Here is a 21,223-nt window from a genome sequence, read left to right on the forward strand (position 1 = left end):
GGGAGGGGCCGGACCTTTCGCGTTCGTACCGGGGCGGCTAGCGGCCGGTCAGGCCTCCGAAGAAGCCGCCGCCGCCGTTGTTGCCGCCGTTGTTGCCGCCCTGGCCCGCGATGGTGCCGACGTTGACGGCCTGGCCCGAGATGGCCGGGGTGCCGGGCTGCGGGTCTGTGGCCACCACGAGCGCGTTGTCGTCCGTCGGACCGCCGACGATGCCGACCCTCAGGTTGGCGCGCCGGAGATCGTCCTTGTACTGGCCGAGGGTCCGGCCCGCGAAGTTCGGCACCGCGGTCGGCGTCGTGGTCTTGGCGATGCTGATGTTCACCGTCTTGTTCAGCTCGAGCTGCTGCCCGGCCTCGAACTGCTGCTGAACGACCGTGCCCGGCACGGCTCCGGGCGAGTCGATCTCCGTCACGCTGCCGAGCCGGAGGTTGACGGCCTTGAGGGCCTTCTCCGCTTCGTCCTTCTTCTTGCCCTTGAGCTCCGGGACCTCGGCCTTGGAGAGTTCCTTCGCGACGGTCAGCGTGATGACGGTGTTCTTCTCCGCCTCGCCGCCCTTGGGGCTCTGATCGAGGACCGTTCCGGCGGCGCGCGCGGATTCCTGGAGCTTGCGGTCGACCTGGAAGCCCTTCTCCTTCAGCGCCTTCTCGGCCTGCTCGTACGTGAGGTCGACGACGTTGGGGACCGGCGCCTTGGGCGCGCCCGCGGAGATCGTCACCGTGACCGTGGAGCCCTCTTCGACCTTCACATCGGCTGCCGGGTCCTGCTTGCAGACGTTGCCCTTGGGCTGGTCCTCGCAGGGTGCGTCGGAGCCCTTGACCACCTTGAGGCCGACGTTGTCGCCGCTCTTCTGCGCCTGTTCGAGGGTCTGGCCGACGAGCCTGGGCACGGCGGGGCGGTTGTCGGCGGTTTCGCCGAAGAGGGAGCGGCCGATCAGGATCGCGCCCACCAGGACGAGGATGCCGGCCGCGACGAGCAGGATCGTGGAGGCCTTGCTCTTCTTCTGCTGGCGGCGGTTCGCACCCTGGTCGTAGCCGCCGTGGCCCTGGTCGCCGTAGCCGTACCCGCCGTCGCCAGGGGGCATCGGCGGCATCATCGCGGTCTGGCCGGCATCGGTGGTGCGCAGGGCGGTGGTGGGCTGGTCGTAGCCGGGCTGCCCGTAACCGTGGCCCTGGTCGGGGTAGCCGTAGCCGGCCGCGCCCATGGCGGCGGTGGCGGCGACGGGCTGGCCGTCGAGGCAGGCCTCGATGTCGGCGCGCATCTCGTCGGCCGACTGATAGCGGTAGTCGGGGTCCTTGACCAGGGCCTTGAGGACGATGGCGTCCATCACGGGCGTGATCTCGGGGTCGAAGTTCGACGGAGGCTGCGGCTCTTCCCGTACGTGCTGGTAGGCGACGGCCACGGGGGAGTCGCCGACGAACGGGGGCCGGACGCTGAGCAGCTCGTAGAGCAGGCAGCCCGCGGAGTAGAGGTCGGAGCGCGCGTCGACCTGCTCGCCCTTGGCCTGCTCGGGCGAGAGGTACTGGGCGGTGCCGATGACGGCGGCCGTCTGCGTCATGGTCATGCCGGAGTCGCCCATGGCGCGGGCGATGCCGAAGTCCATGACCTTGACCTGGCCGGTGCGGGTCAGCATCACGTTGGCGGGCTTGATGTCGCGGTGCACGATGCCGGCGCGGTGCGAGTACTCGAGGGCCTGGAGGATGCCGATGCACATCTCGAGCGTGCGCTCGGGCAGCAGCTTGCGGCCGGAGTGCAGCAGCTCGCGCAGGGTGGAGCCGTCGACGTACTCCATCACGATGTACGGGATGGAGATGTTGTCGACGTAGTCCTCGCCGGTGTCGTAGACGGCGACGATCGCCGGGTGGTTCAGCGACGCGGCCGACTGGGCCTCGCGCCGGAACCGGGCCTGGAAGGACGGGTCACGGGCGAGATCGGCACGCAGGGTCTTGACGGCGACGGTACGGCCGAGCCGGGTGTCGTGGGCGAGGTAGACCTCGGCCATGCCACCACGGCCGAGCACGTGGCTCAGCTCGTACCGGCCGCCGAGGCGACGCGGCTCTTCCATAACGTTGCAGCCCTCTCCGTCAGTCCCGACCGCACCTGTGTGTGGTCCGGCGGTGTGCTGTTCGCGCAAAGGCTACCGGCCGATCGTCCGTGATCGGTTCGTGGCCACAGGCTGATACTGGACCGGTACCGTACGCTCGGATCCAGGCGGAGTTCAGTGATGTGCGTCACTCCGCACCGCCCGTCATCCGTTGGTCACTTCTGGCTCTTGAGCACCGCGTCCATCACGGCCTTGGCGACGGGAGCGGCGAGACCGCCACCGCTGATGTCCTCTCGGGCCGCGCCGCTGTCCTCGATGACGACGGCGACGGCGACGGGCGAGGTGCCGTCCGCGTTCTCCGCGTAGGAGATGAACCAGGCGTAGGGGCGCTTCTTGTTGCCCTCGCCGTGCTGGGCGGTACCCGTCTTGCCGCCGACCCTCACGCCGTTGATCTGGGCCTTCTGGCCCGTGCCCTTCTCGACGACGTTGACCATCATCTGCTGGACCTTCTGGGCGTTGCCGGCGGACAGGGGCCGGCTCATCTCCGACGGGTCGTGCTTCTCGATGATGTCCAGGTTGGGGGCCGTGAGGTGGTCGACCATGTAAGGCTTCATCAGCTTGCCGTCGTTGGCGATCGCGGCGGTGACCATGGCCATCTGCAGCGGGGTGGCGGCGGTGTTGAACTGGCCGATGGAGCTGAGGGCGTTGCCGTCCTTGGCCATCTTCTTGTCGTAGATGCTGGCGAACGCGCGGACCGGAATGTCGATCTTGTCGTTGTTGAAGCCGAACTTCTCCGCGGTCTCCACCATCTTGTCGCGGGTGACCTTGTCGCCCAGGTTCGCGAAGACGGAGTTGCAGGAGACGCGCATCGCCTCGTTGAGGCTGGCCTTCTCGCAGCCCGAGGCGTGGTTCTCCATCGCGGTCCTGGTGTTGGGCAGGAAGTAGGGCTCCGGGGTGTCCGTTGGGTCGTCGATCCCCTGGACGACGCCGTGCTCCAGGGCGGCGGCCGCAGTGACCACCTTGAAGGTGGAGCCCGGCGGATAGGTCTCGCGCAGCGCGCGGTTGACGAGCTTCTTGTCCTCGCTGTCCTTCAGCTCGACCCAGGCCTTCTCGTCCGCCTTGGAGTTGCCCGCGAAGCTGGAGGGGTCGTACGAGGGGGTGGAGACCAGGGCGAGGATCGCTCCCGTGCGCGGGTCGATGGCGGCGACCGCGCCCTTGTTCTTGCCGAGCGCGTTGAAGGCGGCCTTCTGCGCCTCGGGGTTGAGCGTGGTGACGACGTTGCCGCCCTGCTTCTTGTCCCCGGTGAACATGCCGACGGTGCGGTCGAAGAACAGCCGGTCGTCGTTGCCGGTGAGGATGCCGTCCTCGAGCGATTCCAGCTGGGTGGCGCCGAAGGCCTGCGAGGCGTACCCGGTCACGGGCGCCCAGAGCGGGCCGTCCGTGTAGGTCCGCTTGTACTTGTAGTCGCTGCCGTCGGTGACCGCGGAGCCGGTGATCGGTACGCCGTTGACGATGATGTTGCCGCGCTCGGTGGCGTACTGGGCGATCTGGACCCGGCGGTTCTCCTTGCGCGTGCTGAGTTCCTCGGCCTGCACGTACTGCAGCCAGTTGGTGCGGATCAGCAGTGCGAGGACGAGCAGCCCGCAGAACAGCGAGATGCGGCGCAGGGGCTTGTTCATGACGGGCGGACCACCTGGGTCATCTCGGAGTCGGGGGACGGGGCGGGGGCCGGGGCAGGTCGGCGTGCGGTGTCGCTGATCCGGATGAGCACGGCGATGAGGATCCAGTTCGCGAGGACGGAGGAACCGCCGGACGCGAGGAAGGGCATCGTCATGCCGGTGAGGGGGATGAGGCCCATCACGCCGCCGGCGACCACGAAGATCTGGAGCGCGAAGGCGCCGGAGAGGCCGATGGCGAAGAGCTTGCCGAAGGGGTCGCGGGCGGCGAGGGCGGTGCGGACGCCCCGCTCGATGATGAGCCCGTAGATCAGGAGGAAGGCCATCACGCCGGCGAGGCCGAGCTCTTCACCGACCGTGGAGAAGATGAAGTCGGAGTTGGCGGCGAAGCCGATGAGGTCGGAGTTGCCCTGGCCCCATCCGGCGCCGAGGACGCCGCCGGAACCGAAGCTCATGATCGACTGGCCGACCTGCTCGCAGGCACCCGAGGTGGTGTAGCAGCCGAAGGGGTCGAGCCAGGCGTTGACGCGGGCCTGGACGTGGCTGGCGAAGGAGGCCACGACGACGGCGCCGCCCACCGACATGAGCAGGCCGATGACGATCCAGCTGGTGCGCTCGGTGGCCACGTACAGCATGATCACGAACATGCCGAAGAAGAGCAGCGAGGTGCCGAGGTCGTTCTCGAAGACCAGGACCAGCAGGCTCATCGCCCAGATCATCAGGATCGGGCCGAGGTCGCGGCCGCGCGGCAGGTAGAGGCCCATGAAGCGGCGGCTGGCCAGCGCGAGCGCGTCGCGCTTCACCATCAGGTAGCCGGCGAAGAAGATCGCGATGACGATCTTCGCGAACTCGCCGGGCTGGATGGAGAACCCGCCGACGCTGATCCAGATCTTGGCGCCGAAGACGTCGGCGCCCAGGCCCGGCACGACGGGCAGGATCAGCAGCACCAGGGCGCCGGCCATGGAGATGTACGTGAACCGCTGCAGGACGCGGTGGTCCTTGAGGATCAGCAGCACGGCGGCGAACAGGGCGATCGCCAGCGCCGTGTACATCATCTGGCGGGGCGCGGAGGGCGAGAAGTCGCCGAAGCTGCGCTTGGCGAGGTTCTGGAGCCGCTCCGACTGGTCGAGGCGCCAGATCAGGACGACGCCGAGCCCGTTCAGGAGGGTGGCGAGCGGCAGCAGCAGCGGGTCGGCGTACTTCGCGTACCGGCGCACGACGAAGTGCGCGATGGCGGCGAGGACGGCGAAGCCGAGCCCGTAGACGAACATGCCGGGGGGCAGCTCGCCGTGGATCGCCAGACCCACGTTGGCGTAGGCGAAGATCGGGATGACCACGGCGAAGCCGAGCAGCAGGAGCTCGGTGTTCCGCCGGCTCGGCAGCTCGATGGCGCCGATGGTGGTCGTGTTGGTGACAACGCTCATGGTGTGGCAGGCCCCCTGTGCCCGCGTGTGTCTACTGCTTCCCGCACAGGCCGACCAGCTGCTGCTCCTCGGGAGTCAGGCTGGGGCCGGGTGGCTGGCTGTTCTGTGCCTCGGCGGTGCGGCGTTCCTCGTCCTTCTTGCAGGCGGAGACCTGGACGCCGAGGTCGTCGAGCTTCTTCCGGGCGCCGACGAGGGTGCCTTCGCTGATGGTGGCCTCGACCAGCTTGCGCTTGAAGGGCGGGAGGTACTTCAGTTCGATGTCGGGGCGGTCGGTCTCCACCTTGGAGAGCTCCAGCGGCCCCAGCTTGGGGCTGATGCCGCGGAAGAGCGCGACGTGCCCGCCCTTGACGCCGACGTAGTACTGGGTCTGGGTCCAGCGCCAGCCGGCGTAGAGGCCGCCGCCGATGACGCCGACGACGAGCAGCAGGGTCAGCGTACGGGTGGTCCACTTGCGCCCTTTGCTGCGGCGCCTGCGGGGGTGGTCGTACGTGTCCTCGTAGCCGGGGTCGGCGTCGTAGCCGTCGGCTTCGCCGAAGCTGCCGTAACCGCCGCCCTGGGCCTGGCCCTGGTCGGCGTACCCGTAACCGGGGGCGTCGCCGCTGCCGGGGGGGCCGAAGGCTCCGGCGGGCGGCGGGGCCTGGCGGCCGAGGCCCGAGGCGCGGCCCGCCGGGGTCTGCATGGCGTTGCCGCCGTCGAAGAGCTGGTGCTGGTTCTCGGCGACCGCGCCGACGACCACCGGGGTGTCGCTGACCTGGGCGGCGAGGGTGTCGCCGCTGTCGGTGTCGAGGACGTCGGCGACGATGCAGGTGATGTTGTCCGGGCCGCCGCCGCGCAGCGCGAGCTGGATCAGGGACTGCACGGTCGCGCGGGGACCGTGGTAGTCGGCGAGGGTCTCTTCCAGGGTCTGGTGGGAGACCACGCCGGAGAGCCCGTCGGAGCAGATCAGGTAGCGGTCGCCGGCCCGGACCTCACGGATGGAGAGGTCGGGTTCGACGATGTCGCCGCTGCCGAGCGCGCGCATCAGGAGCGAGCGCTGCGGGTGGGTGGTCGCCTCCTCCTCCGTGATGCGTCCCTCGTCGACGAGGCGCTGCACCCAGGTGTGGTCCTGGGTGATCTGGGTGAGGACCCCGTCGCGCAGCAGATAGGCGCGGGAGTCGCCGACGTGCACGAGCCCGAGGCGCTGTCCGGTCCACAACAGAGCGGTCAGGGTGGTGCCCATACCCTCGAGCTGGGGGTCCTCCTCGACCATGACCCGCAGCTGGTCGTTGGCGCGCTGCACCGCCGTGGCCAGGGAGGTGAGGATGTCGGAGCCCGGGACGTCGTCGTCGAGCTGCACGAGGGTGGAGATCACCTCGGAACTCGCGACCTCACCGGCGGCCTGGCCTCCCATGCCGTCGGCGATCGCGAGGAGACGGGGGCCGGCGTAGCCGGAGTCCTCGTTCCCCTCGCGGATCATGCCCTTGTGGGATCCGGCTGCGAACCGCAGGGACAGACTCATGCGCACCTGCCCTGTCGACGAAGCTTCCTCCGGGTACAACCGGTCTCGAGCCACACTGCCCACCCTCCGGTCGGGAGCGCGCTCGTGTCCGTGTCCTCGGTGGGACGGATCGCCGCCGCGCGCTCGCTCCGCTCGCTCATTCTCGTACTACTTCCGCAGCTCGATGACGGTCTTGCCGATGCGGATCGGTGCGCCCGGCGGAATGGGCGTCGGGGTGGTCAGCCGGGTCCGGTCGAGATACGTGCCGTTGGTGGACCCGAGATCCTCGACGATCCACTGGCCGTCACGGTCGGGATAGATCCTGGCATGGCGGCTGGACGCGTAGTCGTCGTCCAGCACGATCGTGGAGTCGTGGGCGCGGCCCAGCGTGATCGTCTGGCCTGCGAGGGCCACCGTGGTTCCGGTGAGGATGCCCTCGGAGACGACGAGCTTGGTCGGCGCACCACGGCGCTGGCGCTGCTGTGGCGGGGCAGCCTGGCGGCCCGCCTGCTGCGGGGCGCCGCCGGCGCCGCCGCGGCGGGAGCCGCGCTGGGTCACTCTCGTTCCGAAGAGATCGCTGCGGATGACCTGGACGGCCACGATGACGAACAGCCACAGAACGGCTAGGAAACCCAACCGCATGACCGTCAGGGTCAGCTCTGACATTGCCCCCGCTTCACCCTTCGGCTTGCCGGTAAATGATGGTGGTACTGCCCACGACGATCCGCGAGCCGTCGCGGAGCGTAGCGCGGGTGGTGTGCTGCCCGTCCACCACGATGCCGTTGGTGGACCCGAGATCCTGGATCGTCGAGGGCGTTCCGGTCCGGATCTCACAGTGCCGGCGGGATACGCCGGGGTCGTCGATCCGCACGTCGGCTTCCGTGCTTCGGCCGAGTACGAGCGTGGGGCGCGAGATCTGGTGGCGGGTGCCGTTGATCTCGATCCAGTGGCGCCGGGGACCCCCGGGGCTCGCCACAGGGGCCGCTCCGACAGGTCCGCCGGGAACGGGCCGCCGCGCGCCGGGTCCGCCGGGAGGCGGGGCGCTGGGCATGGGCGGGGCGGCGACCGGCGGGTAGCCGTAACCGCCCTGCGGGCTCTGCGGGGCCTGACCGTGTGGTGACGCCCCTGCCTGCGGCTGGGAGGTGCTGGAGGCGAGGGTGCGGCTGCGGACCCGGTAGAGCCCGGTGTCGAGGTCTTCGGCCTTCTCCAGGTTGACCTTGATGGGGCCCATGAAGCTGTAGCGCTGCTGCTTGGCGTAGTCGCGGACGAGGCCCGCGAGCTCGTCGCCGAGCTGCCCGGAGTACGGGCTCAGGCGGTCGTAGTCGCCGGCGCTGAGCTCGACGATGAAGTCGTTGGGGACGACGGTCCGCTCGCGGTTCCAGATGGTGGCGTTGTTGTCGCACTCCCGCTGGAGGGCGCCGGCGATCTCCACCGGCTGGACCTCGGACTTGAACACCTTGGCGAAGGTGCCGTTCACCAGACCTTCGAGTCGCTGCTCGAACCGCTTCAGAACTCCCATGGGGCACCTCCTCCGTCGTTGTCGCCCTGTACTGCTTACTGATCGTATCCACGCGTGGCGGATTCGGGTGGTTCCCCATCGCTCCTGTGAGGACGAGTGTTGGTCCTCACAGGCGATCGTAGGGGCGCCCCAAGGACAGTGTCCCGCACCGGGCGCGGAGCGCGGGAGGGGGCCGTCCACGCCGGGTCCGGGGGTGCGGGGAAAGCGATGTGAAACCACCCCGTCCGCCGTGCTAATGTTTCGACGTCGCCAGGGGAACGGCCCGAAAGGGAAGAGCCACTGGGACGCTGCTCGGGCGAGTGGCGGAACGGCAGACGCGCTGGCTTCAGGTGCCAGTGTCCTTCGGGACGTGGGGGTTCAAATCCCCCCTCGCCCACATCGACGAAACGGTCGTCATCGCGAAAGCGGTGGCGGCCGTTTCGCATTGGCCGTATTTCGGGGAGGGCTCGGGCGGGCGCGATGTTCGGCCCCGCCCCGCCCCCGACTTCGCTTTCCTCGCGACGCCGGCTCCGCCCATCGGCCCGCGGGGTGCCGATGTGGAGGGGGACCGGCTTCGCCATCCGTTCCCCTTCCTGCCGGTTTCCTTTGCAATCGAGATGTACGACACCTCGACGTCTTCTCCACGGAGCCCGGCGGCCGTTCCGACTTTCGTCGAACGGGGTGCGACGAAAGAGGGCAGACGGCGGGAGGCGCGGGTGTTTAGGGTCGCGGCGTGGATGTGAAGGCGAAGACGCGCGCGGGCCTGCAGTGGCTGAGGGGGCCGGAGCCGTGGACCTGGCGGATGCTGGCGGGGGACCTGGCCCTGGCCGGGTTCGTGGCCCTGCTGGGCCTGGGCATCGAGGAGCTCGACGGCGGCTCCGGGCCGCGGATGCTGGCCGGCTCCCTCACCGTCCTCGCGCTGACCCTGCTGCGTCGGCGCCTGCCGGCGGCGGCCCTCGTGGCGGCTGCGGCGGTGGGCCCGTTCCTGCCAGGGACGGCCTTGATCACGGCGGTGCTGGGCTGGTCGGCGGGACGACGCATCGTCGGCGTGGGCCGGGCGGGGGCCGCCTTCACCCTGGCCTTCCTCGCGTCCGTCGGCCTCGGGGTGGTGAACGAGTGGTCGCAGATGCGACCTCTGCTGGTGGTCGTCTTCACCACTCTGATGTTCCTGGCGACGACGGTGATACCGGGCCTGGCCAGCCGCTACTGGTCGCAGCGCCGGACCCTGCTGAGCGCGCTCCAGGAGCGCAACGGACAGTTGATGCGCGAGCGCGCCATGGTCGCCGGGCAGGCCCGGCTGCGCGAGCGGCAGCGGATCGCCCAGGACATGCACGACAGCCTCGGCCACCAGCTGGCCCTGATCTCCGTGCACACCGGCGCGCTGGAGGTGGATCCGCAGCTCACCGATCGCCAGCGCGAGGCGGTGGGCGTGCTGCGGCAGGCCTCGGTGGCGGCGATGCACGAGCTGCGCGAGGTCGTCGGGATCCTGCGGGACGGGGTGGAGGCGCCGGTGCCCGCCGAGGAGCCGGCCCAGCCTGCGGCGCGCGGGGTGGCCGGGATCGCGGGGGTCGTGGAGGCGGCCCGGGGTGCGGGCACCGACGTACGGCTGACGACGACGGGGCAGCCGCGGCCGCTGGTCGCGGCATGCGACCACGCGGCGTACAGGATCGTGCAGGAGGCCCTGACCAACGCGTACAAGCACGCCCCGGGGGCGCCGATCACCGTCGAACTGCGCTACGAGGAGGACTCGTTGGTGGTGGAGATCGCCAACGGGCCGGCGGCTGGTCCGGGTGCCGGCGAGGTGGTTTCCGGCGGGCAGGGGCTCACCGGGCTGCGCGAACGGGCGCGGCTGGTCGGCGGGATGGTGCACGCGGGCGCGGCCGAGGGCGGCGGCTTCCGGGTGGCGGGGGTGCTGCCGTACGGGGCGGAGCCGGCCGGAGTGGCGGACGTCGCCGACGACTTCGGCCAGCAGGCGCAGGCACAGGCTCTGGGGCTGCACGGGGCGCCGCCGATGGACTGGGCCGCGGTGGACCGGGAGCTGGCGGTCCGCGGGCGCAGCCGGTTCGGCGGGGCCGCGCTGGGCTGCGGGATCGCGGTGGCGGCGGTGGTGCTCCTGGTGATCGTGATCGGGGCCTTCACGGTCCTGCTCGTGGGCTCGGTCAACAAATCCATGATCGACCGGGCCGACTACGACGCCGTGCACGTCGGGGACTCGGAGCAGACGGTACGAGGCCGGCTGCCCGAGGGGGACAGCATCATGACCTCCGGCATGGACCGGAAGGGGCCGCAGCGGCCGGAGGGTTCGAGCTGTCTGGCCCTGCTGTCGACGGAGGAGTCGGACCTGACCACCGATACGGTTTTCCGGTTCTGCTTCAAGGACGGCAAGCTCGTGGACAAGCAGGCGTACGAGGTCAAGCAGTAGGAGCGCGGGTGGCACCCGAAGTGATCCGAGTGGTGATCGTCGACGACGAGCCACTGATCCGGGCCGGGATCAGGATGATCCTGACCTCGGCGCCGGACATCGAGGTCGTCGCGGAGGCGGCGAACGGCAGGGAGGCGGTGGCGCTGGCCCGTTTGCACGCACCCGACGTGATGCTGCTCGACATCCAGATGCCGGTCATGGACGGGCTGACCGCACTCGGCGAACTGCGGCGGGCCGCGCCGGAGGTGCGGGCGCTGATCCTGACCACCTTCGGTGAGAAGGAGAACGTGCTGCGGGCCCTGGGCCAGGGCGGCGCGGGATTCCTGCTGAAGGACTCCGCGCCGGGCGAGCTGATCGGGGCGGTCCGGGCGGCCGCGGCCGGGGACGCGTACCTCTCGCCGGGGGCGACCCGGCACGTGGTGGACCAGCTGGCGTCGGGGAAGGCCGCCGTGCGCGGCGAGGAGGCCCGGCGCCAGGTGGCGGAACTGAGCGAGCGGGAGCGCGGTGTGCTGGCCCTGCTCGGGGAGGGGTTGTCCAACGCGGACGCGGGTCGGCGGCTGCACATGAGCGAGGCGACCGTGAAGACGTACGTCAGCCGGATCCTGGCGAAGCTGGGCTGCGAGAACCGGGTGCAGGCGGCGCTGCTGGCCAGGGACGCCGGGCTGTAGATACGGTCGGCCCGTTCGGGCAGCGATCAACGAGCGGGTGGGGGCGGCGCCGATGGCGGCGGTAGCAGGACAGCGGATTCCGGACGTGGCGGGGTTCGCGCCGCGCGTGGCGGCGGGCTCGCCCAAGGAAGAGGGCAAGGCCCTGCGCGCCCGCGTGCCGCGGGCGGCGCACGCCGCCTTCGCGGCGCCGACCGGGCGGCCGGACGCCGTGCGGGCGGTGGAGGAGTCCAACGCCGGGCGGGTCGCCGAGCTGACTCCCATACGGGTGGGCCGAATGGCCGCGAACCCCTTCGCGTTCCTGCGCGGGGCGGCCGGGCTGATGGCCCACGACCTGTCCGGCGGTCCGGTGACCGGGGTCGGCGCGCAGATCTGCGGCGACGCGCACGCGGCCAACTTCGGCCTGTACGGCGACGCCCACGGGCGGCTCGTCATCGACCTGAACGACTTCGACGAGACCGTGTTCGGCCCGTGGGAATGGGACGTGAAGCGGCTGGCGACCTCGCTGGTGCTGGCGGGCCGGGTGGCCGGCGCGGACGAGGACACCTGCCGGACGGCCGCACTCGACTCCGTGGGCGCCTACCGGCGCACCATGCGGCTGCTGGCCAAGCTGCCGGCGATGGACGCGTGGAACGCCATCGCCGACGAGGAGCTGGTCTCGCACACCGACGCCCGGGACCTGATGGGCACGCTGGAGCGGGTATCGGAGAAGGCCCGCAACAACACCTCCGCCCGGTTCGCCGCCAGGTCGACGGAGATCGGGCCGGACGGCGGTCGCCGCTTCGTCGACGCGCTGCCCGTGCTGCGCCGGGTCGGGGACCGGGAGGCGGCGGCCGTGGCGGCCTCGCTCGGCCCCTACCTGCGGACGCTGCAGGGCGACCGGCTGCCGCTGCTGGCCCGGTACGCGATCCACGACGTGGCCTTCCGCGTGGTGGGGACCGGCAGCGTCGGCACCCGCTCGTACGTGGTGCTGCTGCTCGACCACCGGGGCGAACCGCTGGTGCTCCAGGTGAAGGAGGCACGGCCCTCGGTGCTGCTGCCGCACCTGCCCGGTCTGGGCTTCACGTCGCCGCCGGAGGAGCACGAGGGCCTGCGGGTGGTGGCCGGGCAGAAGCGCATGCAGGTGGTCTCGGACATCATGCTGGGCTGGACCACGGTGGAGGGCCGTCCGTTCCAGGTCCGGCAGTTCCGCAACCGCAAGGGCAGCGTGGATCCGGCGGCCCTGGCCGTCGAGCAGCTCGACGACTACGGCCGGATGACCGGCGCCCTCCTGGCCCGGGCGCACGCGCACAGCGTCGACCCGCGGCTGCTGGCCGGGTACTGCGGAAAGAACGAGGAGCTGGACGAGGCGATGGCGGCCTTCGCCGTGGCCTACGCCGACCGGACCGAGGCCGATCACTCCGACCTGGTGGCGGCGGTACGGGCCGGGCGGATCGCGGCGGAGGCCGGAGTCTAGGCCTGTCCGGGGGCTCCGGGGGCTCCGGGGGCTCCGGGTCCCTTGGGTGCCCGGGTGCCCGCTCGTGATGCCCGGGGCGCTCCGGCCGCTCCGGCTGCTCCTGGTGCTTCGGGTGATCGGGCTGCTCCGGGGCCGGTGACCGGGCCGGGGCCGCTGCCGGGCGGGCGATGTGGCGCAGGGACCGCTCCCCTGAGGGGGCCGGCGGGAAACCATCGCCCGCGCGGGGTGGCCGTAGGCTGGCCGGGTGAGCGAGCAGACCGAGCAGCCTGAGCAGACAGTCCCCGGTGGTTCCGGCGACTCCTCCGTCACTGGTGAGGAGCGCCCCGAGGCGCGCCTGGAGCGGGCCGTACGGGCCGCCGAGCAGGCACTGATCGAGTTCGAGATCGCGGTGGAGACCTTCCGGGTGGAGGTGGAGAACTTCTCCCGCCTGCACCACCAGAAGCTCGGCCCCATGTACTCGAGGCTCGACGAACTGGACGCGCTGATCGCCGAGGCGAAAGCGGCCCGCAGCGGCGATCCCGAGGACCTTCGCCGGGCTAAGGAAGCGCGCGCACTGGTCATGCCGATGCCCGGGGTGGACGAGCTGTTCCACGACTGGCTGGACTCGGACGGGATCTCCGACGACGCCTCGGCGATGCTCACCGACCGGCCCGTGCGGCCGCCGGAGCGGGTGCGGCCCTCGGAGGAGGTACGCCGCCTCTACCGCGACCTGGTCCGCCGGGCCCACCCTGACCTCGCCCAGGAGGACGCCGAGCGGGAGCGGCGCGATGCGTTCATCGCGCGGGTCAACGCCGCGTACGGGCGGGGCGACGAGGGGCTGCTGCGCGAGCTGGCCGAGGAGTGGGCGGCCGGGCCGGCGCCCGAGGCGGCGGCTCCGGGCGAGAGCGAGGAGCTGTACGCGCGGCTGGAGTGGCTGGCGCGCCGCAAGGAGCTGCTGTCGCTCGTGGCCCGGGAGCTGGAGGACAGTGCGATCGGCTCGATGCTGAGGATGGCGCCGGAGGATCCGGACCGGTTGCTGGAGGAGATCGCGGAGCAGCTGCTGGCGCAGGTGTCCGAGCGTGAGGCGGAGCTGGCGGCCGCGCTCGCCTCTGAGTGAGGGCGGCCCTGCCGCCCGGCAGGCGCGGCCCCGCCGCCCGGCCTCCCCCCCGACCCCGCGCCCAGAACGCCGCCGGGGCTGAATCGTTCGGCGGGGCGGATGGGGGCGTCGGTTAGGTTGGAAGCACTATCTGCGATGAGAGAAGGCGACGTATGAACTTCGGACCGCTTCCCTCGGTGGACGCCGCCGCGGTGCCCTCCGAAGGCTTTGTCCTTGACGTTCGTGAGAACGACGAATGGGCGGCCGGCCACGTCGAGGGCGCTCTGCACATCCCGATGAGCGACTTCGTGGCCCGCTTCGGCGAGCTGACGGAGGCCGTCGAGGACGGCCGCCGGGTGTACGTGATGTGCCGGGTCGGCGGGCGTTCCGCGCAGGTCACCCAGTACCTGGTGCGCCAGGAGATCGACGCCGTGAACGTCGACGGCGGGATGCAGGCCTGGGACGGCGCCGGGCGCCCGATGGTGACGGACAACGGGAACCAGGCCTTCGTGCTGTAGTCCCCGCTCCCTCGCTCCCCCGCTCCCTCGCTCAGGCGAGGGGGTGGGCGGCCAGCAGGTCGCCCAGGGCCTCCTCGTGCGCGGCGGCCGGGCCGAGCTGGAGTTCCAGCTGCTTGGCCCAGGCGTGATAGCGATGCAGTGGGTAGTCCGTGTCGGCGCCGAAGCCGCCGTGCAGGTGCTGGGCCGTCTGGACGACCCGCCGAACGCCCTCCGAGGCCCAGATCTTGGCGACCGCGACGTCGCCGGAGCTCGGCAGCGGACCGCCGGCGCCGCCGGTCGCGGCGTCGAGCCGCCAGGCGGCCTGCCACAGGGTGACCTCCATGGCGCGCAGGTCGATGTAGCGGTCGGCGGCCTGGACGGCGACGGCCTGGAAGGTGGCCACCGGGAAGCCGAACTGCTCGCGCTTGCTCGTGTACCGGCTGGTCATGCCGAGGACGCCCTCGCCGAGCCCGAGCGCCAGCGCGCAGGTCCCGGTGGAGAGGAGCCCGCGGAGCCGGTCCCAGGCATCGGGGCTGTCGATGAGGTGCGTCCGGTCCACCCGGACACCGTCCAGGGCGAGTTCGGCGAGCCGCTCGCCGCTGGTGGAGACCTGCTCGGCGAGGGCGAGGCCCTCGGCGGTGCGCGGGACGAACGCCAGGACGGCCTCGCCCTCGCCGGTATGGGCCGGTACGGCGATCCAGTCGGCGTTCTGCGCCCAGGGGACGGCGGTCTGCGTGCCCTCCAGGATCCACTCCCCGCCGTCGAGGCGGGCGGTGACGGCCAGTTCGGCCGGGTCGTGCCCCGAGCGGCCGTGCGCGGCGGCGGTGAGCACGAGCGTGCCGCGCCCCGCGCCGGGCAGCAGGGCGGCGGCCAGTTCGGGGCTGCCGTGGGCCTGGACGGCCATGGCGGTGGCGCAGTGCTCCAGCAGCGGGACCCGTGCCAGCACCCGCCCGGCCTCGCGCAGGACCAGGCACAGGGCGATGGCGTCCAGGCCGGCGCCGCCGTGTTCCTCGGCGAGGACCAGGCTCAGCAGGTCCGATCCGGCGAGCTTGGCCCACAGCGGGCGGTCGAAGTCGTCCGCGACGGCCCCCGGGGTCAGCGCGGGGCTGGGCACGCCGTCGGGGGTGACATCGGCGAACACGGCCCTGGCCGCCTCGACGGCCGCCTGCTGCTCCTCGGTGAAGGTGAAGTCCACTGCCTGTCCTCCCGCGCGCATTCAGGTCTGACGGGGCGTCAAGATAGAACACGTTCTGGTAATTGGACAGAGGAACTCCAGGAACCCCAGGAACTCCAGGGTTTACCTAGCGGTCGAAGTCGATCTCCACTTCCTCCGTCACCGGGTGCGACTGGCAGGCCAGCACGAACCCGGCCTCCGTCTCCTCGGCCTCCAGCGCGAAGTTGCGGTCCATCCGGACCTCGCCCGACACCACGAACGCCCGGCAGGTGCCGCAGACCCCGCCCTTGCAGGCGTACGGGGCGTCCGCGCGGTTGCGCAGCACCGCGTCCAGCAGGGATTCCCCGTCCTGGACCGGCCAGGTGCCGGAGCGCCCGTCGAGCCGTGCGGTGACCCGTCCGTGTGCCGTGGCCGCCGAGGCCCCCGTGCGGACCGGCGCCGTGGTGTCCTCGACGTGGAAGATCTCCTCGTGCACCCGGGTCCGTACGACGCCGAGCTCGCCGAGGGCCCGCTCGGCACCCTGCACCAGCCCGTAGGGGCCGCACAGGAACCAGCCCGTCACCTCGGCCACCGGCAGCAGCGCGGGCAGCAGGGCCGCCAGACGCTCCTCGTCCAGGCGCCCGGAGGGCAGCCCGGACTCCTGCTCCTCCCGGGACAGGACCGTCACCAGCTGGAACCGCGCCGGATAGCGGTCCTTGAGGTCGGCCACCTCCTCCAGGAACATCGTCGAGGCCGCCGTGCGGTCGCTGCGCACGAGGCAGAACCGGGCGTCGGGCCGGGCGGCCAGCAGGCTCGCGGCGATCGACAGCACCGGCGTGATGCCGCTGCCGCCGACGATCGCTGCATAGTGCCCCGAGACCGGGGCCGCGGCGGGCTCCAGTACGAAGCGGCCGGCCGGGACCATGACGTCCAGCACGTCCCCGGCCACGATCTCCTTGTGCGCGAACGTGGAGAACTCGCCGCCCTCCACCAGCCGCACCCCGACCCGCAGCTCCGCCGGTCCCGGGCCGTCCGGCGCCGGGGCCGGGGAGCAGATCGAGTACGTGCGGCGGATCTCCGTGCCGCCCTCGGGGGCGGTGCGGCGCAGGGTCAGGTGCTGGCCGGGAGCGTGCCGGTACTCCTCGCGCAGTTCGCCGGGAACCCGGAGGGTCAGCGCCACCGAGTCGTCGGTGAGCCGGTCGACTGCCGCCACCGTCAGCGGGTGGAACGCGCCGTGGCGGGGGGCGGCCATCTAGAGCTCCTTGAAGTGGTCGAACGGTTCGCGGCAGGCGGTGCAGCGGCGCAGCGCCTTGCATGCGGTGGAGGAGAACCGGCTGAGCAGTTCGGTGTCGGTCGATCCGCAGTTCGGGCAGCGGACCGACAGGGCGAGCGGGACCGGCCCGCCGGCCGCGTGCGGCCGGGGCGGGGCGATGCCGAACTCGGCGAGCTTGCGGCGGCCCTCGGCGCTGATGTCGTCGGTCGACCAGGCGGGGGCCAGCACGGTGGTCACCCGCACCTCGGGTATGCCGTGACCGGTCAAGACCCGCTCGATGTCGGCCGACATGGCCTCGATGGCCGGGCAGCCGGTGTAGGTGGGGGTGAGGGTGACCTCGGCGTGACCGTCCTCGTGCATCCGCACCCCGCGTACCACTCCGAGCTCGCCCAGGGTGAGCACGGGCAGCTCGGGGTCCGGGACGGATCCGGCCAGCTCGGTCAGCTCCGCCTCCAGGCGGGTCGTCCCGGCGTCGGTGCTCACCATGACGCCCCCGGGTGGCTGCGGTGCAGGTGCTGCATCTCGGCGAGCATCCGGCCGAACGGCTCGGTGTGCAGGCCCTGCCGGCCGGCCCCGGCCGCCCAGGCGCCGGTGCGCGGCCCCTCGGGCAGAGCGAGACCGGCCCGCTCCAGTACGCCGGTCAGCGCGGCCAGCCAGCGACCTTCCAGGGCTGTCGCGTCCAGGTCTGCGAGACCCTCCACCGGCTGGAACATCTCCCCGGTGAACTTCCACAGGGAGTCCAGAGCGGCCCGCATGCGGCGCCGGCTCTCCTCGGTGCCGTCACCGAGCCGCAGGGTCCACTGCTCGGCGTGGTCGACGTGGTACGCGGTCTCCTTCACGGCCTTGGCCGCGAGCCCCGCGAACGGGCCGTCCCCGCGGGCGAGGTCCGTGTAGAGCTCGTGCTGGTACAGGGAGAAGTAGAGCTGGCGGGCGATGGTGTGGGCGAAGTCGCCGTTCGGCTGCTCGACGAGCTGGAGGTTGCGGAAGGACCGCTCCTCGCGCAGGTACGCCAGCTCGTCCTCGTCGCCGGCCATGGACAGCAGGATGCGGGCCTGGCCGAGCAGGTCGAGGGCGATGTTGGCGAGGGCGACCTCCTCCTCCAGGACGGGGGCGTGCCCCGCCCACTCGCCGAGGCGGTGGGAGAGGATCAGCGCGTCGTCGCCGAGTGCGAGAGCCGCCACGTTCGTGGTGGTGTCGGTGCTGGTCACAGGTGGCTCACCCCCTCCGGGATGTCGTAGAAGGTGGGGTGCCGGTACGGCTTGTCGGCGGACGGGGCGAAGAACGGGTCCCGCTCGTCCGGGGAGGAGGCGGTGATCCCCGTGGAGGGCACCACCCAGATCGAGATGCCCTCGTTGCGCCGGGTGTAGAGGTCGCGGGCGTTGCGCAGGGCCATCTCCGCGTCGGGGGCGTGCAGGCTTCCCGCGTGCGTGTGCGAGAGGCCGCGCCGCGAGCGGACGAACACCTCCCACAGGGGCCAGTTCTGCGTCATACCCGTGCCTCCTCGTTCTGTCCGGCGAGCTTCGCCGCTTGCTGTGCCGCCTGCTTCTGCGCATACGCCGCGGCCGCGTCGCGCACCCAGGCGCCTTCCTCGTGGGCCGTGCGCCGCTGGCTGATCCGCTGCTCGTTGCAGGGGCCGTTGCCCTTGAGCACGTTCCAGAACTCCGCCCAGTCGATGGCGCCGAAGTCGTGGTGCCCGCGCTCCTCGTTCCACTTCAGGTCCGGGTCGGGCAGGGTCAGGCCGAGAGACTCGGCCTGCGGAACGGCTATGTCGACGAACCGCTGACGCAGCTCGTCGTTCGAGTGCCGCTTGATCCGCCAGGCCATCGACTGCGCCGAGTGCGCCGACTCGTCGTCCGGCGGGCCGAACATCATCAGCGACGGCCACCACCACCGGTCGACCGCGTCCTGGGCCATCGCGTGCTGGGCCTCGGTGCCCTGCGAGAGGGCGAGGAGCAGCTCGTAGCCCTGGCGCTGGTGGAAGGACTCCTCCTTGCAGATGCGGACCATGGCGCGTGCGTACGGCCCGTAGGAGCAGCGGCAGATCGGCACCTGGTTGGTGATCGCCGCGCCGTCCACGAGCCAGCCGATCGCGCCGACGTCCGCCCAGGTCAAGGTGGGGTAGTTGAAGATCGAGGAGTACTTCTGCTTCCCCGAGTGGAGCTTGTCGAGCAGCTCGTCACGGCTGGTGCCGAGCGTCTCGGCCGCGCTGTACAGGTACAGCCCGTGGCCGGCCTCGTCCTGGACCTTGGCCATCAGGATGGCCTTGCGGCGCAGCGAGGGCGCGCGGGTGATCCAGTTGGCCTCGGGCTGCATGCCGATGATCTCGGAGTGGGCGTGCTGCGCCATCTGGCGGACCAGGGAGGCGCGGTATTCGTCCGGCATCCAGTCGCGCGGCTCCACCCGCTCGTCGGCCGCCACGGCCGCGTCGAATGCCGCCGCGAGCTGTGCGCCCAGGTCAGCAGTCATGCCTGTCCCGTCCGTCCCGTCTGTCCCCAGGGCCGTGTCCGGTCCCGTTTCCGGGGTCACTGCCACCATTCCGGCCCCTTCTCAGAGTCTGCCGTCCGCCCGACCGACCGATCGTTCGGTTCATCCGCTTCAATGGTGAGACGGCGGCCCGTAGGGTGTCAACCTCTGTGGTCAACCCTGTGGACGCCGGACGATCGGGGCGGGATGGATTCGAACGAGCAGGAGCCCGCCGAAAGGGCCGCTCCGCCGGCCTCGCGGGCACCCGGAATCGCCGGCCTGTCCACCCCGTACCGCGTCGTGACCGCCCTGGCCCTGGGCGCCGTCGCCGTGGCCGCCTGCGCACACCTCGTGCTCGTCTTCCTCCACGTGGCCCCGTCCAACACGGTGAGCAAGCAGCACGCGCGGACGATCGACGACTGGATCTACCCCGAGTTCGAACAGAACTGGAAGCTCTTCGCCCCCAACCCGCTCCAGCAGAACATCGCGGTGGAGGTGCGCGCGGAGGTGCGGACGGCCGGCGGCGAGCTGATCACCACCGCCTGGCGGGACCTGAGCGCCGAAGACGGCGCGGCCATCCGGCACAGCCTGCTGCCGAGCCACACGGAGCAGAACGAGCTGCGCCGCGCCTGGGATTTCTTCACCGGTTCGCACGACGAGGACGACAAGCCGAACGGCGAGCGCGGCGAGCTGTCCGAGGAGTACCTGCGGCGGATCGCGGTCGACCGGCTCACGCCGGAGCACCGGGGCGGGCACATCCTGCGGATCCAGCTGCGCTCGGCGACGACCGCGGTTCCCGCGCCGAAGTGGAGCACCGAGACCACCGACACCCAGACCTACTACCGGGAGCTGCCGTGGTGGACGGTGTGAGGCGGGCCCGCGAAGCGGTGGGGCGGGCGGTCGCGAAGGTCACCGGGCAGGCGCTGGGCCCGCACCAGAGCGCCGTGGTCCGCATCGGCTTCGCCGGTACCTGGCTCTTCTTCCTGCTGCGCGAGTTCCCCCACCGTGCCGAGCTGTACGGGCCGGACGGTCCGTGGAGCTGGGCCCTGGCCGAGCGTCTGACCGCCTCCAACGGGGCCTTCACGGTGCTGATGTGGTCCGACTCGGCGCTCTGGTTCGAGATCGTCTACGCGGTGTCCGTGCTGGCGAGCGTGGGGCTGCTGCTGGGCTGGCGGACGCGGGCCACGTCCGTGGTGTTCATGATCGGGGTGCTGTCGCTGCAGAACCGCAGCGTGTTCATGGGCGACGGCGGCGACAACGTCATCCACCTGATGGCGATCTACCTGGTGCTGACCCGGTGCGCACAGGTGTGGTCGCTGGACGCGCGCAGGGCCCGGACGCGCGGCTCGGCGACGGCCGGGGCGGGCGGACCGGTGCTCTGGAGCGTCCTGGGGACGGTGTTCGCGTACGGGGCCGCGACCGGACGGTTCAGTCACGGCTGGCTGGCGGGGTTCGCGGCGGTGTGGGTGCTCTGCGCGCTGTGGTGGATGGTCGACCGCTACGAGCCGGAGGGGGAGGGACGAGCGGTCCTGGACGTCCTCGCCAACCTGCTGCACAACGCGGGGCTGCTGGTGATCATGGCGGAGGTCTGCCTGATCTACGCGACGGCGGGCTGGTACAAGATCCAGGGCTCGCGGTGGCAGGACGGGACGGCGCTGTACTACCCCCTGGGCCTGGACTACTTCACCCCGTGGCCGGGGCTCTCCGCGCTGGTGGCGGGGAGCGGGACGCTGGTGATGCTGCTGTCGTACGGGACGGTGGCGGTGCAGGTGGCATTTCCGTTCACGCTGTTCAACCGGCGGATCAAGAACGTGCTGCTGGCCGTGATGATGCTGGAGCACGCGGGGATCGCGGTGCTGCTGGGTCTGCCGTTCTTCTCGTTGGCGATGATCGCCGCCGACGCGGTCTTCCTGCCGACGGCGTTCCTGGTGTGGGTGGGCGCACGGAGCGCTGTGCTGCGGGCACGAGGGGCCGCGGCCGCCGCCCCGGCCGATCCCGCCCCGCTGGACGCCGAGCCCAGCCCCGTCCCGCGCTGAAAGATCGGGGCGGAGTCCGGGGAGCGGTGGAAGGGCGGGCTGGGGAGAGGCCCGCGCAGCGGCTCGG

At 71.5% G+C, this 21,223-nt stretch carries 19 protein-coding genes and 1 tRNA gene; 8 read left to right on the forward strand and 12 right to left on the reverse strand.

Features of this window, described 5'->3' with window-relative positions; translation table 11 throughout:
• Positions 1-37: 37 nt before the first annotated feature.
• The 6 genes from pknB to ACWGIF_RS17260 all read right to left on the reverse strand — a co-directional run bounded on the left by pknB (position 38) and on the right by ACWGIF_RS17260 (position 8,137).
• Complete coding sequence (pknB, locus tag ACWGIF_RS17235) at positions 38-2,062, reverse strand: Stk1 family PASTA domain-containing Ser/Thr kinase (RefSeq protein ID WP_453497712.1); 2,025 nt, start codon at positions 2,060-2,062, stop codon at positions 38-40.
• Positions 2,063-2,256: 194 nt separating this feature from the next.
• On the reverse strand, positions 2,257-3,720 hold the full coding sequence (locus ACWGIF_RS17240) for a peptidoglycan D,D-transpeptidase FtsI family protein (RefSeq protein ID WP_453497714.1): 1,464 nt from the start codon (positions 3,718-3,720) through the stop codon (positions 2,257-2,259).
• The gene (locus ACWGIF_RS17245; RefSeq protein WP_453497717.1) at positions 3,717-5,141 is read right to left on the reverse strand and encodes an FtsW/RodA/SpoVE family cell cycle protein; all 1,425 of its coding nucleotides are present in this window, start codon (positions 5,139-5,141) and stop codon (positions 3,717-3,719) included. Before ACWGIF_RS17245 ends, ACWGIF_RS17240 begins: the two co-directional genes overlap by 4 nt.
• A gap of 31 nt (positions 5,142-5,172) precedes the next feature.
• Positions 5,173-6,693 (reverse strand): PP2C family protein-serine/threonine phosphatase, encoded by a 1,521-nt coding sequence (locus ACWGIF_RS17250; RefSeq protein ID WP_453497720.1) that lies wholly within the window; start codon positions 6,691-6,693, stop codon positions 5,173-5,175.
• A gap of 93 nt (positions 6,694-6,786) precedes the next feature.
• Complete coding sequence (locus ACWGIF_RS17255) at positions 6,787-7,284, reverse strand: FHA domain-containing protein FhaB/FipA (protein WP_326589091.1); 498 nt, start codon at positions 7,282-7,284, stop codon at positions 6,787-6,789.
• A gap of 10 nt (positions 7,285-7,294) precedes the next feature.
• On the reverse strand, positions 7,295-8,137 hold the full coding sequence (locus ACWGIF_RS17260; protein ID WP_453497723.1) for an FhaA domain-containing protein: 843 nt from the start codon (positions 8,135-8,137) through the stop codon (positions 7,295-7,297).
• Between the two features lie 293 nt (positions 8,138-8,430).
• Between ACWGIF_RS17260 and ACWGIF_RS17265 the strand changes: the two genes are divergently transcribed.
• The 6 genes from ACWGIF_RS17265 to ACWGIF_RS17290 all read left to right on the forward strand — a co-directional run bounded on the left by ACWGIF_RS17265 (position 8,431) and on the right by ACWGIF_RS17290 (position 14,252).
• Positions 8,431-8,513, forward strand: a tRNA-Leu gene (locus tag ACWGIF_RS17265).
• A gap of 336 nt (positions 8,514-8,849) precedes the next feature.
• Positions 8,850-10,538: a sensor histidine kinase gene (locus ACWGIF_RS17270; protein WP_453497726.1), complete on the forward strand. Its 1,689-nt coding sequence runs from the start codon at positions 8,850-8,852 to the stop codon at positions 10,536-10,538.
• Positions 10,539-10,558: 20 nt separating this feature from the next.
• Complete coding sequence (locus ACWGIF_RS17275) at positions 10,559-11,206, forward strand: response regulator (protein ID WP_453497886.1); 648 nt, start codon at positions 10,559-10,561, stop codon at positions 11,204-11,206.
• Between the two features lie 52 nt (positions 11,207-11,258).
• Positions 11,259-12,659 (forward strand): DUF2252 domain-containing protein, encoded by a 1,401-nt coding sequence (locus ACWGIF_RS17280; protein ID WP_453497729.1) that lies wholly within the window; start codon positions 11,259-11,261, stop codon positions 12,657-12,659.
• A gap of 334 nt (positions 12,660-12,993) precedes the next feature.
• The gene (locus tag ACWGIF_RS17285; protein WP_453497889.1) at positions 12,994-13,755 is read left to right on the forward strand and encodes a J domain-containing protein; all 762 of its coding nucleotides are present in this window, start codon (positions 12,994-12,996) and stop codon (positions 13,753-13,755) included.
• Between the two features lie 152 nt (positions 13,756-13,907).
• On the forward strand, positions 13,908-14,252 hold the full coding sequence (locus ACWGIF_RS17290) for a rhodanese-like domain-containing protein (protein WP_453497732.1): 345 nt from the start codon (positions 13,908-13,910) through the stop codon (positions 14,250-14,252).
• A gap of 31 nt (positions 14,253-14,283) precedes the next feature.
• Here the strand turns inward: ACWGIF_RS17290 and ACWGIF_RS17295 are convergent, their stop codons facing one another.
• From ACWGIF_RS17295 to paaA, 6 genes are all read right to left on the reverse strand, one after another.
• A complete protein-coding gene (locus tag ACWGIF_RS17295) occupies positions 14,284-15,426 on the reverse strand; it encodes an acyl-CoA dehydrogenase family protein (RefSeq protein ID WP_453497735.1) in 1,143 nt (380 codons plus the stop codon).
• A 106-nt stretch (positions 15,427-15,532) separates the two neighbouring features.
• The gene (locus ACWGIF_RS17300; protein WP_453497737.1) at positions 15,533-16,636 is read right to left on the reverse strand and encodes a 2Fe-2S iron-sulfur cluster-binding protein; all 1,104 of its coding nucleotides are present in this window, start codon (positions 16,634-16,636) and stop codon (positions 15,533-15,535) included.
• A complete protein-coding gene (paaD, locus tag ACWGIF_RS17305; protein ID WP_453497740.1) occupies positions 16,637-17,143 on the reverse strand; it encodes a 1,2-phenylacetyl-CoA epoxidase subunit PaaD in 507 nt (168 codons plus the stop codon). It lies immediately after the preceding gene.
• Positions 17,137-17,865 carry a 1,2-phenylacetyl-CoA epoxidase subunit PaaC gene (gene paaC / locus ACWGIF_RS17310; RefSeq protein ID WP_453497743.1) on the reverse strand — a complete coding sequence of 243 codons (729 nt, stop codon included), beginning with the start codon at positions 17,863-17,865 and terminating at the stop codon, positions 17,137-17,139. The genes paaD and paaC overlap by 7 nt, the downstream gene beginning before the upstream one ends.
• Positions 17,862-18,146: a 1,2-phenylacetyl-CoA epoxidase subunit PaaB gene (paaB, locus tag ACWGIF_RS17315; protein ID WP_453497746.1), complete on the reverse strand. Its 285-nt coding sequence runs from the start codon at positions 18,144-18,146 to the stop codon at positions 17,862-17,864. Before paaB ends, paaC begins: the two co-directional genes overlap by 4 nt.
• A complete protein-coding gene (gene paaA / locus ACWGIF_RS17320) occupies positions 18,143-19,192 on the reverse strand; it encodes a 1,2-phenylacetyl-CoA epoxidase subunit PaaA (protein ID WP_453497749.1) in 1,050 nt (349 codons plus the stop codon). The genes paaB and paaA overlap by 4 nt, the downstream gene beginning before the upstream one ends.
• Positions 19,193-19,327: 135 nt before the next feature.
• Here paaA and ACWGIF_RS17325 point away from each other — a divergent pair, with 135 nt between their 5' ends.
• Positions 19,328-19,990, forward strand: a complete 663-nt coding sequence (locus tag ACWGIF_RS17325) for a DUF5819 family protein (protein WP_453497752.1) — start codon at positions 19,328-19,330, stop codon at positions 19,988-19,990.
• Entirely contained in the window at positions 19,975-21,156 is a 1,182-nt protein-coding gene (locus ACWGIF_RS17330; RefSeq protein ID WP_453497755.1) for an HTTM domain-containing protein, read from the forward strand. The genes ACWGIF_RS17325 and ACWGIF_RS17330 overlap by 16 nt, the downstream gene beginning before the upstream one ends.
• Positions 21,157-21,223: the final 67 nt, after the last annotated feature.

Source organism: Streptomyces sp. NPDC054849 (assembly GCF_053610945.1).

Coding starts and splice junctions, on each gene's coding strand:
- ACWGIF_RS17290 (WP_453497732.1), top strand. CDS start 13,908: ATGAACTTCGGACCGCTTCCCTCGGTGGACGCCGCCGCGGTGCCCTCC.
- ACWGIF_RS17260 (WP_453497723.1), bottom strand. CDS start 8,137: ATGGGAGTTCTGAAGCGGTTCGAGCAGCGACTCGAAGGTCTGGTGAAC.
- paaA (WP_453497749.1), bottom strand. CDS start 19,192: ATGGTGGCAGTGACCCCGGAAACGGGACCGGACACGGCCCTGGGGACA.
- paaB (WP_453497746.1), bottom strand. CDS start 18,146: ATGACGCAGAACTGGCCCCTGTGGGAGGTGTTCGTCCGCTCGCGGCGC.
- ACWGIF_RS17325 (WP_453497752.1), top strand. CDS start 19,328: ATGGATTCGAACGAGCAGGAGCCCGCCGAAAGGGCCGCTCCGCCGGCC.
- ACWGIF_RS17245 (WP_453497717.1), bottom strand. CDS start 5,141: ATGAGCGTTGTCACCAACACGACCACCATCGGCGCCATCGAGCTGCCG.
- ACWGIF_RS17300 (WP_453497737.1), bottom strand. CDS start 16,636: ATGGCCGCCCCCCGCCACGGCGCGTTCCACCCGCTGACGGTGGCGGCA.
- pknB (WP_453497712.1), bottom strand. CDS start 2,062: ATGGAAGAGCCGCGTCGCCTCGGCGGCCGGTACGAGCTGAGCCACGTG.
- paaD (WP_453497740.1), bottom strand. CDS start 17,143: ATGGTGAGCACCGACGCCGGGACGACCCGCCTGGAGGCGGAGCTGACC.
- ACWGIF_RS17280 (WP_453497729.1), top strand. CDS start 11,259: ATGGCGGCGGTAGCAGGACAGCGGATTCCGGACGTGGCGGGGTTCGCG.
- ACWGIF_RS17255 (WP_326589091.1), bottom strand. CDS start 7,284: ATGTCAGAGCTGACCCTGACGGTCATGCGGTTGGGTTTCCTAGCCGTT.
- ACWGIF_RS17240 (WP_453497714.1), bottom strand. CDS start 3,720: ATGAACAAGCCCCTGCGCCGCATCTCGCTGTTCTGCGGGCTGCTCGTC.